General features: G+C 72.9%; 13 protein-coding genes and 1 pseudogene. 7 read left to right on the top strand and 7 right to left on the bottom strand.

All coding sequences use genetic code 11. The annotated features are described in order from the left end of the window. The 4 genes and pseudogenes from VNL12_RS11985 to VNL12_RS12000 all read left to right on the top strand — a co-directional run. A pseudogene (locus VNL12_RS11985) lies at positions 1-1010 on the top strand (restriction endonuclease subunit R); the annotation flags it as partial. Then, complete coding sequence (locus VNL12_RS11990) at positions 1010-1750, top strand: SprT family zinc-dependent metalloprotease (protein WP_325594837.1); 741 nt, start codon at positions 1010-1012, stop codon at positions 1748-1750. The pseudogene VNL12_RS11985 and the gene VNL12_RS11990, both read left to right, overlap by 1 nt. A gap of 179 nt (positions 1751-1929) precedes the next feature. Further along, a complete protein-coding gene (locus VNL12_RS11995) occupies positions 1930-2259 on the top strand; it encodes a helix-turn-helix transcriptional regulator (protein ID WP_325594839.1) in 330 nt (109 codons plus the stop codon). After that, positions 2256-2822: a hypothetical protein gene (locus tag VNL12_RS12000; RefSeq protein ID WP_325594841.1), complete on the top strand. Its 567-nt coding sequence runs from the start codon at positions 2256-2258 to the stop codon at positions 2820-2822. Before VNL12_RS11995 ends, VNL12_RS12000 begins: the two co-directional genes overlap by 4 nt. A 132-nt stretch (positions 2823-2954) precedes the next feature. Here the strand turns inward: VNL12_RS12000 and VNL12_RS12005 are convergent, their stop codons facing one another. Beyond that, positions 2955-4589, bottom strand: a complete 1635-nt coding sequence (locus VNL12_RS12005) for a long-chain fatty acid--CoA ligase (protein ID WP_325594843.1) — start codon at positions 4587-4589, stop codon at positions 2955-2957. 123 nt (positions 4590-4712) lie between these two features. Between VNL12_RS12005 and VNL12_RS12010 the strand changes: the two genes are divergently transcribed. Further along, the gene (locus VNL12_RS12010; RefSeq protein ID WP_325594845.1) at positions 4713-5897 is read left to right on the top strand and encodes a class I adenylate-forming enzyme family protein; all 1185 of its coding nucleotides are present in this window, start codon (positions 4713-4715) and stop codon (positions 5895-5897) included. Between the two features lie 64 nt (positions 5898-5961). Here the strand turns inward: VNL12_RS12010 and VNL12_RS12015 are convergent, their stop codons facing one another. The 5 genes from VNL12_RS12015 to VNL12_RS12035 form a co-directional block, all read right to left on the bottom strand. After that, positions 5962-6297: a DUF2510 domain-containing protein gene (locus tag VNL12_RS12015; RefSeq protein WP_325594847.1), complete on the bottom strand. Its 336-nt coding sequence runs from the start codon at positions 6295-6297 to the stop codon at positions 5962-5964. Between the two features lie 57 nt (positions 6298-6354). Next, positions 6355-6789, bottom strand: a complete 435-nt coding sequence (locus VNL12_RS12020; protein ID WP_325594849.1) for a CBS domain-containing protein — start codon at positions 6787-6789, stop codon at positions 6355-6357. 150 nt (positions 6790-6939) lie between these two features. Then, complete coding sequence (locus VNL12_RS12025; RefSeq protein WP_325594851.1) at positions 6940-7428, bottom strand: hypothetical protein; 489 nt, start codon at positions 7426-7428, stop codon at positions 6940-6942. 64 nt (positions 7429-7492) lie between these two features. Beyond that, the gene (locus tag VNL12_RS12030) at positions 7493-8251 is read right to left on the bottom strand and encodes an SDR family oxidoreductase (protein WP_325594853.1); all 759 of its coding nucleotides are present in this window, start codon (positions 8249-8251) and stop codon (positions 7493-7495) included. A gap of 109 nt (positions 8252-8360) precedes the next feature. Next, on the bottom strand, positions 8361-8540 hold the full coding sequence (locus tag VNL12_RS12035) for a hypothetical protein (protein ID WP_325594855.1): 180 nt from the start codon (positions 8538-8540) through the stop codon (positions 8361-8363). 99 nt (positions 8541-8639) lie between these two features. On the opposite strand from VNL12_RS12035, the gene VNL12_RS12040 reads away from it, so the two are divergent. Together VNL12_RS12040 and VNL12_RS12045 are read left to right on the top strand one after the other, a co-directional pair. Next, positions 8640-8933, top strand: coding sequence for a hypothetical protein (locus VNL12_RS12040; RefSeq protein WP_325594857.1), 294 nt, complete (start codon positions 8640-8642; stop codon positions 8931-8933). Between the two features lie 124 nt (positions 8934-9057). After that, positions 9058-11103: a thioredoxin domain-containing protein gene (locus tag VNL12_RS12045; RefSeq protein ID WP_325594859.1), complete on the top strand. Its 2046-nt coding sequence runs from the start codon at positions 9058-9060 to the stop codon at positions 11101-11103. 193 nt (positions 11104-11296) lie between these two features. On the opposite strand, the gene VNL12_RS12050 is transcribed toward VNL12_RS12045, so the two are convergent. Next, on the bottom strand, positions 11297-11689 hold a 393-nt coding region (locus VNL12_RS12050), incomplete at its 5' end, for a transglycosylase family protein (RefSeq protein WP_325594861.1).

The following is an 11689-nucleotide window of genomic DNA, read 5'->3' on the forward strand; positions in this document are numbered from 1 at the left end:
TGGCCGCCTACGCCGCGCCCGACGGCTCCCTCGACGACGACGTCGAGGAGTCGCTCCACGACCTCACCGAGGAGATCGGACGGCTGAGCGACCGCCACGCCCGGGTGCGCCACCACCTGACGACGCGCGGTGTGACGCCGGCAGACGACCCCAGCTCGATCGAAGCGTGCGTCGCGCTCCTGGAGGATCCCACGCTCCGGGCCGCGTTCGACGTCGACCTCAAGGCCTTCCTCACGTCGCTCGACATCGTTCTGCCCCGCCCCGAGGCCCGCCCCTTCATCGGCGACGCCCGGCTCCTCGCCCGGATCCAGATCGAGGTCCGGCGCCGCTACCGAGACGAGGGCGACGGCGGCTTCAACCCCAGCCTCTACCGCGAGAAGGTCCGCCAGCTCGTCGACGAGCACATCACGGTGCTCGACCTGTCGGGCCGGATCGCTCCCGTCCGGATCACTGACATCGACTTCCCGGCCCGGGTAGCGGGGCTCACCAGCGACCGGGCCCGAGCATCGGAGATGGAGCACGCGGCCCGCCACCACATCCGGTCGCACATCGACGAGGACCCGGCCCGGTACCAGAAGCTCTCCGAGCGACTGACCGAGATCCTCGAACGCCTGGATGGGCAGTGGGAGCAGCTCGTGCTGGCCCTCGATGGGCTGATCACCGACATGCGCACGCCGCCCCCCGATGACGGAACCGGCCTCGACCCGGCGACGGAGAAGCCCTTCCTCGGCATCCTGCTGGACGGCCTCGGCGCGGACGACGTCGACGACCTCAGCGCCGAGGCGCATCCTGCCGTGGTGGCGCTCACCCGAGACGTGGTCGCCCACGTCCGTGCCGACATCGACGACGTCGGCTTCTGGGCCAGCGCCCACCGCCAGGACACCCTCCGCCGGTGGCTGAAGCGCGAGCTCGACCAGAGCGGCCTCTACGGCTCCCTTGCCACGTGCGACCAGATGGCCACCCGGCTCGTCGACCTGGCCCGGACCAACCACAGGCGGCTGGTGGGGTGATGCCGCCTGCCCTCCCCGACCAGCTCACCCGGGGCCCGCTCCACTTCACCGTCGTCCAACGACCACGGCGTCGCACGCTGGAGATCACGGTCGAACGTGACGGATCTCTCAGCGTGAAGGCGCCCGAGGGGGCGACCGTCGCCCAGATCGAATCGATGATCGACGCCCGATCGGACTGGATCCATCGGAAGCTGGCCGAGAAGCACGCCCTGTGGGGAGCGCCGGTCACCAAGCAGCTCGTGGAGGGCGAGGGCTTCGCCTACCTCGGTCGCAACCACCGCCTCACCTTGAGCAACGCACCCGCATCCGGGGACACGGCGGGTGTGCGCCTCGAACGCGGTCGCCTCGTCCTCTCCTGCGGCCTGGCTGAGGACCCGGACGAGGCGGTCGAGGCGCTGCGAGGGTGGTATCGGAGCGTCGGAACCCCCTGGGTGCAGCGGCGCATCCGGCCGTGGGCGGCACGCCTCGGGGTGGGCGACATCGAGGTCCGCGTCGTGGACCTCGGCTACCGATGGGGCTCCACGCGCGGCCGCAACCGCATCAACGTCCACTGGGCGACGCTGCAGCACCGTCCCCCTCTCGTCGACTACGTCCTCGTCCACGAGCTGGCCCACCTGCACGAGCCGCACCACTCACCCCAGTTCTGGCGGGTGGTGACCCAGGCCATGCCCGATCACGATGATCGGCGTCGGGAGCTCGCCGACATCGGCGCCCGCACCTGGCTCGGCGAGGTGGAGTGAAGCGGTCGAGTGGCAGGGACGGCCGGTGGCCGCCACCGTGCCGGCGTCGATCGCGGAGCTCGACCTCGACCTGCCTGTCGCTCGGGAGCCACGACAGGCTCTCGAGGTCGAGGCCCCGCCCTCGTCGTTCGACTCCGGGTGCCGCCGAGGTTGATGTCGGCTCCGATAACATCCGAACCATGGACGTCGCCGATCTCCTCCGTGGAGCGCGCCGGCGCGCCGGGCTCAGCCAGCGGGCGTTGGCCCAGCGCGCCGGCACCTCGGCGGCCGCCGTCTGCCTCTACGAGCGGGGTGAGCGGGTCCCGCGCGTGGACACCGTCGATCGGATCCTGCGAGCGGCGGGTGAGGAGCTGGTCCTCGGTTCTCGACCGACGCCGACGATCGATGCTCGACAGAACGCCGACGACCTCTGGCACGTGCTCGCCCTCGCCGACCTGCTGCCCCAGCACCACGCGGCGCGACTCGACGCGCCGCGCTTCGCCGAGCTCGCCGCCTGCAGCCCCGGGTGACGCTCGGTCTCGGCGACAAGGTCCTCGGCCTGCATCGGATGTTGGCGCAGGCCGAGCTCCCCCACGCGTTCGGCGGAGCCCTGGCGCTCGCCTTCTGCACGCAGGAGCCGAGGGGCACCAAGGACATCGACGTCAACGTGTTCGTCGGCACGGAGGGGGTCGGTGTGCTGGCCGCCGCCCTCCGCCCTGAGATCGACCTCGACGACTCCGCGGCAACGCTGCTCCGACGCGACGCGCAGGCCCGGCTGTGGTGGGGGCAGACGCCGGTCGATGTGTTCCTCTCCAACCACCCTTTCCACGACGATGTGCACACACGCGTCCGACACGTGCCGTTCGGGCATCTCGACAAGCTCCCGGTCCTCGCCTGCACCGACCTGGCGGTGTTCAAGGCCTTCTTCGCGCGACCCAAGGACGTCCTCGACGTGGCGACGATGGCCTCGGCGCGCACGGTCAACCTCGACGAGCTCCGGTCATCGGTGGCGACCCTGATGGGCGGCGACGCCGAGCGAAGGGACTTCTTCGCCAAGGTCGTCGACACCACCACCGAGCTGTCGGGCCGGTGACACACGGACTCGCGGCGTATCCGTGCGTGATCCGACGGTCGAGCAACAGGTTCTCGCGAGGAGGTGGCGACGCAGCTCACGGCCCGCTGCTGACCTTGGTGATTGGTCGGCCAGGTCGCGGTCCGAACCCCGCTACACCGTCGGGAGCTCGTAGTCCTTGAACTGCACCCGGAGGTCCTTCTTGGAGAACTTGCCGACGCTCGTCTTGGGGATCTCGTCGACGAAGACGACATCGTCGGGCATCCACCACTTGGCGACCTTGCCCTCGAGGAACTCGAGGACCTCGGCGCCGGTCAGCTCCTCGCCCTCCTTCACCACGACGCACGCCAGCGGGCGTTCCTGCCACTTGGGGTGCTTGACCCCGATCACGGCGGCCTCGGCGACCTTGGGGTGGCCCATGATCTCGTTCTCGAGCTCGACGGTCGAGATCCACTCACCCCCGGACTTCACCACGTCCTTGGTGCGATCGACGATGCGCATGTAGCCGTGGGCGTCGATGGTGGCGACGTCGCCGGTCTTCAGCCAACCGTCGGGGGTGAAGGACTCGGGTGACCGCTCGTCGTCGTAGTACTCCCGCGCGATCCAGGCGCCCTGGGCCTGGATCTCGCCCTGGGCGGCGCCGTCGGCGGCGACCGGCTCGAGGGTGTCGGGGTCGACGATGCGGAGGTCGACACCGCAGAGCGGTACGCCGATCGTGGCCCGCAGGTCGGCCAGCTCGTCCTCGGAGCGACCCTCGGCGAGGGTGGACTTGATGTGGCCGGCGGAGGCCACGGGGCTGGTCTCGGTCATGCCCCACGCCTGGAAGATGGGCAGGCCGGTCTGCTCGCGGTAGGCCTCCGACAGGGCGCGGGGCACCGCCGAGCCGCCGCAGGGAATGGCCCGCAGGGCCGAGGTGTCGCGCCCCTTCAGCGCCGGGAGCACGCCCATCCAGATGGTGGGCACGCCGGCGGCGATGGTGACCTTCTCCTGCTCGATCATCTCGGCCAGGGGCTCGGGGGCCATCTTGGGCCCGGGCATCACCAGGTTCGCCCCCACCGCCACCGCAGCGTGGGCCAGGCCCCAGGCGTTGGCATGGAACATGGGCACCACCGGCAGGATCGTGTCGGTCTCCGAGGCGCCGATGGCATCGGCGGCCATGACCCCGACGGTGTGCAGGTAGGTCGAGCGGTGGCTGTAGACGACGCCCTTGGGGTTGCCCGTGGTGCCCGACGTGTAGCACATGCTCGCGGCCTGGCCCTCGTCGTCGACGTGCCACCGAACGGGGTCGGCGGCGGCGAGGAGCTCCTCGTAGTCGTGGACCTCCTTGCCGTCGGGCGCCTCGCTCGGCACGTCGCCGGCGCCGTCGTCCATGACCACGACGTGGCGCACGGTCTCGAACGTTCCGAGCAGGGGCCACACCAGGGCGGCGAGGGAGCGGTCGAGGAACACGACCTCGTCGGCGGCGTGGTTGGCGATGTAGGTGAGCTGCTCGGGGAACAGCCGGATGTTGAGCGTGTGGAGCACCCGACCGCTGCACGGGGCGGCGAAGTACAGCTCGAGGTGGTTCGCGGTGTTCCAGCCGAAGGTGGCCACGCGTCCATCGGCGGAGATGCCCAGGGTGTCGAGCGCGCCGCCCAGGCGGCGGGTGCGGTCGGCCCACTGACCGTAGGTGCGCTCGTCGCGCCCGGTCGCGGTGGCCGTCACGATCTTCTTCTCAGCGAACAGGCGCTCGGCGCGGTCGAAGAAGTGCACCAGGGTGAGCTGGTGGTCCTGCATCAGGCCCTGCATCGGGTCCTCCGGGGAGATGGTGGCTGCGGGCCACCGACCGTAACCCGGCCCGTGCCGTCGTGCCGCGCGTCACCGGCGGAGGCTCGGCGCCGCTCGTGCGGGCCGCACCCCTACCCTTCGGGCATGGGTGTGCTCGTCGCCGTCGTCGCCCACGGCGGGCCCGCGTTCGTGGCGGCTCTGCGACAGGTCTGGGACGAGGGCGATGCGGTGCTGCCCGTCGACCCGCGCCTGCCCGACCCTGCCCGCCGGCGCCTGTTGGCGATGCTGCGCCCCGCGGCGCTCGTGACCCCGGCGGGCGCCGGCCGGGAGATCGAGACCCTCGACCACGGCCGAGGCGAGATCGGCGCCGAGGACGCTCTCGTGGTGCCCACCAGCGGCACGACCGGCGAGCCCAAGGGGGTCGTGCTCACCCACGACGCACTGGCCGCCCACGCCCGCATGGTGCACGCCCACCTCGGCGTGACCCGGGCCGACCGGTGGCTGGCCTGCCTGCCGCTCGCGCACGTCGGCGGCCTCGGCGTGGTCGTCCGGGCGCTGATCGACGGCATCGGTCTCGAGGTGCACCCAGGCTTCGACGCCGAGGCCGTCATCGTCGCCCGCGACGGCGGCGCCACGCTCACCTCGCTCGTGCCCACCGCCCTCGACCGGGTGGGCGCCGAGGGCTTCCGCTGGGTGGTGCTGGGCGGCTCGGCCGACACGGTGGCCGAGCGGCCCGCCAACGTCGTGCGCACCTGGGGCCTCACCGAGACCGGGGGCGGCGTCGTCTACGACGGCCGGCCCTTGCCCGGGGTCGAGGTCCGCGCCATCGACGGCGAGCTGTGGGTCCGCTCCCCCACCCTGGCGCGCGGGGTGCGCCGGGCCGACACCACCGTCGGCGACCTGCGGCGGGCGCGGCCCGAGGACCCGACGAGCACGGGGTGGCTCGCCACCGGGGACGGGGGCGACGTCGCCGCCAACGGCACGGTGACGGTCCGCGGCCGGCGGGACGACATGATCGTGACCGGCGGCGAGAACGTCTGGCCCGACACCGTCGAGGCCGTGCTCCGCCTCCACCCCGCGCTGGCCGAGGTGGCCGTGGCGGGGCGGCCCGACACCGAGTGGGGTCAGCGGGTCGTGGCCTGGGTCGTGCCCCGCGACGGGGTACCGCGTCCGTCGCTCGACGAGGTGCGGGGCCGAGTCCGAGATGCCCTCCCGGCCTGGTGCGCGCCCCGCGAGCTGCGCGTGGTGGCCGCCCTGCCCCGGACACCTCTCGGGAAGGTCCGTCGCGGCGCCCTCAGAACCGGCGAGACCCCCGACGGACCCGGCTGACCCGTCGCATCCGGCGCATCCCGCCGCGCCAGTGGTCGATGGCGACGGGGTCCGCGAGCGTCGCCTACGGGCCCGGTTTCGGCGCCGGCGGGCTGGGCGCGAACCAGTGGATGAAGCCGCAGTACCGGCACACGAAGCAGCTGGCCTGGCGGTTGAAGCCGTCCCAGCCGAGCAGCGTCATGCCCTGGGTGTTCAACATGTACTGGGCCCGGTCGAAGTCGCCGTGGCCGCAGACGAGGCAGCGCATCCCGGGCGGGTCGCGCTCCTCGGCGGTCCACCGAGCACCGTCCCACCAGCGCAGGCCGTGGCCGTCGGGGTCGGGGTACCACCCGGCGGGCTGACCCGCGGTGGGGGCGGGTCCCGACGCGGGGTCCGGTGGCGGGTGGATCGGGTCGGGCACCGCACTCCTCGGGGACGACAGGACCGCCGAGGGTGGGGCGCGAGCCCCGGTCGACGGTCAGCGGCCGTGGCTGATGTACTCGTGGAGGGTCTGGGTCTCGGTCTCGAGGTCGCGGATGCGGTCCTTGACCACGTCGCCGATGCTCACGATGCCGACGAGGGCACCGTCGACCACGACGGGCACGTGCCGGATGCGCCGTTCGGTCATCGACGAGGAGAGCTCGTCGACCGTGGTCTGCAGACCACACGTCACGACCTCACTGGTCATGATCGTGGCCACCTCGTGGCCGAGCAGAGCGCCCTGGTGCTGGGCGAGGGCCCGGACCACATCGCGCTCCGAGACGATGCCGTCGACCTGGGTGCCGTCATCGCTCACGACCAGCGCACCCACCCGGTGCTCGGCGAGGGTGGCGACCACGTCGGCCACCGTCGTCGTCCGGGCGACGGTGACGACGTCGTCGCCCTTGTTCCTCAGCAGTCCTTCCACGTGCATGGCGGCGCTCCCTCATCAGCGTCGCCCCATGGTGTCACAGGTCACAACCGGCCGCCGGTCACCCGCCCCGCGACCCACCCCCCACCGACCCGGACTGGTCGGCGATCTGCCAGCCCCAGAACCACGACCAGCTCCGGGAACGGGGATGAGTCAGCCGTCGTCCTCGGAGCCGTCATCCGCGCCCAAGCGGTCGGTGGCGAAGACCTCGTCGCCGTCGACGGTGCCGGTGAAGTCGCCCTCGAGCTCGGTGGCGCTGGCACCGGGCAACTCGCTGGTCGTCCCGATCAACTCGGCCTCGCCACCGTCCTCGGTCGTGCCCGTGCAGGTGACGTCGACGGTGTCGGCCCCGTCCGCGGCCTCGGCCTCGCAGGAGAGATCGCCGTCGATCTCCTCTCCGGCGGAGGAGAACTCGTCCTCACCCTGCTCGGACGCGATGTTGCGGGCTGCGGTCTCCGCCGCCGCGGTGGTCGCGTCCTCCGCGCCCTCCTCGACCTCGGAGCCTGCGTCCTCCGCGCCCTCCTCGACCTCGTCCACGACGCTGTCGGCGGTCTCGCCGGCGTCGTCATCGTCGTCGCCGCACGCGGCGCCCGACAGGGCGAGCCCGACGGCGAGGGAGAGGGCGAGGAGCTTCGAGGGCATGGATCCTCCAGGTGGTGGTGTGCAGGCTTGCTACCCGGGACCCGCCGTCGCACACGCGGTGAGCTCAGCCCCGCATCACCGCCCCGCCGTCGATCACCAGCGTGGCGCCGGTCATCCACGAGGAGAGGTCGCTGGCCAGGAACACGATCGCCCGGGCGATGTCCTCGGGCTCACCGAGACGGCGCAGCGGCAGGCGGCGGGCGAAGGCCTCGCCGTGCTCCTCCCAGAGGCCGCGGGCCATGTCGGTGCGGACCAGCCCCGGCGCCACCGCGTTCACCCGCACCGTCGGGCCCAGCTCGGCGGCCAGGGTCCGGGTCAGGTGCATCAGGGCCGCCTTGGTGACGTTGTAGACGCCGATGCCGGGCTCGACCGACAGGCCACCCACCGACGCCACGTTGACCACCGCACCCCCGTGGGTGGACATCGAGGCCCGCCACGCCTCGCGCACCAGGGCGTGGGCGCCCTTCAGGTTCACGTCGAAGGTCTTGTCCCAGCGGGCGTCATCGATGTCGAGGGCAGGGCCGAAGTAGGGGTTGGTGGCCGCGTTGTTGACGACGATGTCGACGCCACCGAAGCGCTCCATGGCCGTGGCGACGATGGCGGTCGGCGCCTCGGAGGCTCCAGCGTTGGCGGCGACCCACGCCACCTCGGCGCCCGGCACCGCGGCCGCGACCTCGGCCGCCGCCGCCTCGAGGGCGTCGGCCTTCCGCGAGGTCAACACCACCCGTGCGCCGGATGCGGCCAGCAGCTCGGCCGTGGCGCGCCCGATCCCCCGGCTCGCGCCGGTCACGACCGCCACCCGCCCGTCCAACCTGATGTCCATGGGACGACGACGATAGGGCAGGGCGGCGAAGGCGGGCCGGAGGCAGGGTCAGGCGCAGTCGCCCACGACGGGTCTTGGTAGGTCGGTCGACCCCTGACCTCGCGGTCGGTCAGGGGAGCGGGTCGAACACCGTCGGGCGGGCATCGGCGCTGTCGGGCAGCCCGTCGAAGTCGGCGTCGGGCAGGGTCGTCATGCGGATGGTGTAGGTGATCCCCCCCGAGTAGGTGTACTGCCCCTCCGGCGCACAGAGACCGATGGTGCGGTCGGTGCAGTAGTCCTCCGCCGTCATCGTGCTGGTGCGGCTGCGGTCGGGTACCGACCGTTCGCCGAGCCGCTGGAGGGTTGCCTGGCGCCTTTCGAAGGTGAGGTCGTCGTGGGCTGTTGCGGCATGCTCGTGGTCGGCCGCGTCGATAGGCACCTCGGCCTGCTCGCCCGCTTGCGAGGCGAGCTCGACGTCGCCATCGAGCGCCTCACCACGGCGCGCCGGCTCGACGCCGCCGCCGGTCTTCCGCTGTGGGCGGCGTGGGCCGCCCACGACGAAGCCGCCGCCCGGCTCCAGCGCCGGGCGACCGGGCACGCCGAGGAGGCGCAAGAGCTCCTCGCCGGCGCTGCGGGCGTGGCCCTCACCCACGGCTTCGCCCGGCTGGGTGACCGCGTCCGGGCCGCGACCTCGACGCTCTAGCGAGGATGGCGTCTGGAAGGAGGGGCGCCCCTCTGTTCCTTGCGGCAGGTCATCCATAGGTGACACGGCCGCCCGGAGGAACGGCTCCGTTCGCACCTCTAGCAGGCCTCCCTAACCTGCCCCCATGAACCGCCTCGCGGATGAGACCAGCCCCTACCTGCGCCAGCACGCCGAGAACCCGGTCGACTGGCGGCCCTGGGGGGACGACGCCTTCGCCGAGGCCCGAGAGCGCGATGTGCCGGTCCTGCTGTCGGTCGGGTACTCGGCCTGCCACTGGTGCCACGTCATGGCCCACGAGTCCTTCGAGGACGACGACGTGGCCGCGGTGGTCAACGACCTGTTCGTGGCCATCAAGGTCGACCGCGAAGAGCGTCCCGACGTCGACGCCGTCTACATGGAGGCCACGCAGGCCATGACCGGCTCCGGGGGCTGGCCCATGACGGTGTTCATGACCCCCGAGGGCGAGCCGTTCTTCTGCGGGACCTACTTCCCCCGGGAGCGCCGCGGGGGCATGCCCGGCTTCCTCGACGTGTGCCGATCGATCGACGACGCCTGGCGCAACCGGCGCGACGACGTCAGCGGCCAGGCCACGCAGATCGCCGGGCACCTGCGCCAGACCCTCGCCGTCGCCCCCGGCAGCAACCCGGTCCCGGGCGCCGAGGCGGTCACCGCCGCGGTGGCCAACCTCCTCGAGGCCCACGACGACGCCCTCGGCGGTTTCGGACGAGCACCGAAGTTCCCCCAGCCCGCGTCGGTCGACCTGCTCCTCCGCCACGCCGCCCGAGCCGAGACCGCCACGGAGGGCACCGGCGACGACGACAGCCGAGCCGAGGCGCTGCGGGCCGCCACCCTCACCCTCGACGCCATGGCCGCCGGGGGCATCTACGACCACCTGGGCGGTGGGTTCGCGCGCTACTCGGTCGACGCCCGCTGGCTCGTGCCCCACTTCGAGAAGATGCTCTACGACCAGGCCCTGCTCGTGCGGGCCTACCTCCACGCCTGGCAGCTCACCGGCGCGCCCCGCCACCGCCAGGTGCTCGACGAGACCATCACCTACGTGTTGCGCGACCTGCGCCATCCCGGCGGAGGCTTCTACTCCGCCGAGGACGCCGACAGCGAGGGCGAGGAGGGCCGCTTCTACATCTGGACACCCGATGAGGTCCGGGCCGCGCTGGGCCCCGACGAGGCGGCCGCCGCCATGGAGTGGTGGGGCGTCACCGACGGCGGGAACTTCGAGGGCCGCACGATCCTCAACCGCATGCACGCGCAGGGCGACATCGAGCGCCCGCCGCTCATCCAGGACTGCCGGCTGCGGCTCTTCGACGTGCGCGCCGAGCGGGTGCGCCCCGGGCTCGACGACAAGGTGCTCACCGAGTGGAACGGGCTCATGCTCGCGTCGCTGGCCGAGGCCGCGGCGGCCACCGGCAACCGGGCGTGGCTCGACGCCGCGGTGCAGACCGGTGAGTTCCTGTGCCTGCGGCTGCGCTCCCCCGAGGGGCGCTGGCTGCGGTCCTGGCAGGGTGACCACCTCGACCCCGACGACCCGGGCCGGGCCCGCCAGCCGGCCTTCGCGGCCGACCACGCCGCCCTGGTCGACGGCTTCACCCGCCTGGCCGAGGCCACCGGCGAGGCCCGCTGGGTGGCCGTCGCCCGCGCCACCGCAGACGTGTTGCTCGCGCTCTTCCGCGACGCCGAGGGTTCGGGCTTCTTCACCACCGGCACCGACGCCGAGGCCCTCGTCGCTCGGCCCAAAGACCTTCAGGACGGCGCCACCCCCAGCGCCAACAGCAACGCAGCCTGGGCCCTGCTCCGCCTCTCGGCCCTCACCGGCGACGACGACTACCGCACCGCGGCGGAAGAGGTGCTGGGCCTGCTCGGCCCGCTCGTGGCCCAGCACGCTCCTGCGTTCGCGCACCTGGCCGCCGCCCTCGACCTCCACGCCGAGGGCGCGACCGAGGTGGTCATCCCCGGCGAGGCGCCCGACCTGGTGGCCGAGGTGCACCGCCGGTGGCTGCCCACCGCGGTGCTGGCGTGGGGCGAGGCCTACCCGTCGCCGCTGTGGGAAGGGCGGGCCCCCGGCCAGGCGTACGTGTGTCGCCGGTACGCCTGTCAGGCCCCGGTGAGCGATCCCGCCGCCCTCGCCGACCAGCTCGGGCGCATGCCGGGCTGAGGCGGGGCCGGGCGGATCAGCGCGCCGGGCCCACCGTGGCCGCGTCGGGTTCGTCACCGACCCGTCCTACCCCGTTGCGCGGCGTCAGCCCGCGCTCGGACGCGGGACGGCCCGGCCACCGGGGGGGAGGTGACCGGGCCGTCCCGGGGCGACACCACCACTTGCGGTGGGGTCGGGTCGTGAGCCGCTGCGCCTAACGCAGACCCAGCTGGCGCGTGCACGAGGGCCAGGCGCCCCAGCCCTGGCCGGCCAGGATGCGCTCGGCCACGGCGATCTGCGCCTCGCGGCTGTTCTCATGCGGCAGACCCGAGCCGCCGAAGGCTTCCCAGGTCTGCAGGCTGAACTGCAGCCCGCCGTAGTAGCCGTTGCCGCTGTTGATGGCCCAGTTGCCTCCGGACTCGCACTGGGCGAGGGAGTCCCAGACCCCACCCTGCGGCGCCGCGGGAGCGGGTGCAGGCGCGGGCTCGGGAGCGGGAGGAGGAGGCGGCGGAGGCGGAGGAGGCGGCGGAGGAGGCGGAGGCGGAGGAGGCGGAGGCGGAGGAGGCGGAGGCGGAGGAGGCGGAGGCGGAGGAGGCGGAGGCGGAGG

Origin of the sequence: Iamia sp. (genome assembly GCF_035575815.1) — a bacterium.
Lineage (GTDB): Bacteria > Actinomycetota > Acidimicrobiia > Acidimicrobiales > Iamiaceae > Iamia.

Bases quoted from the DNA above. Each gene is read 5' to 3' on its own strand.
- VNL12_RS12030 (WP_325594853.1), bottom strand. From the start codon at position 8,251: ATGGACATCAGGTTGGACGGGCGGGTGGCGGTCGTGACCGGCGCGAGC.
- VNL12_RS12035 (WP_325594855.1), bottom strand. From the start codon at position 8,540: ATGACGGCGGAGGACTACTGCACCGACCGCACCATCGGTCTCTGTGCG.
- VNL12_RS11990 (WP_325594837.1), top strand. From the start codon at position 1,010: ATGCCGCCTGCCCTCCCCGACCAGCTCACCCGGGGCCCGCTCCACTTC.
- VNL12_RS12005 (WP_325594843.1), bottom strand. From the start codon at position 4,589: ATGCAGGGCCTGATGCAGGACCACCAGCTCACCCTGGTGCACTTCTTC.
- VNL12_RS12025 (WP_325594851.1), bottom strand. From the start codon at position 7,428: ATGCCCTCGAAGCTCCTCGCCCTCTCCCTCGCCGTCGGGCTCGCCCTG.
- VNL12_RS11995 (WP_325594839.1), top strand. From the start codon at position 1,930: ATGGACGTCGCCGATCTCCTCCGTGGAGCGCGCCGGCGCGCCGGGCTC.
- VNL12_RS12020 (WP_325594849.1), bottom strand. From the start codon at position 6,789: ATGCACGTGGAAGGACTGCTGAGGAACAAGGGCGACGACGTCGTCACC.
- VNL12_RS12045 (WP_325594859.1), top strand. From the start codon at position 9,058: ATGAACCGCCTCGCGGATGAGACCAGCCCCTACCTGCGCCAGCACGCC.
- VNL12_RS12040 (WP_325594857.1), top strand. From the start codon at position 8,640: ATGCTCGTGGTCGGCCGCGTCGATAGGCACCTCGGCCTGCTCGCCCGC.
- VNL12_RS12010 (WP_325594845.1), top strand. From the start codon at position 4,713: ATGGGTGTGCTCGTCGCCGTCGTCGCCCACGGCGGGCCCGCGTTCGTG.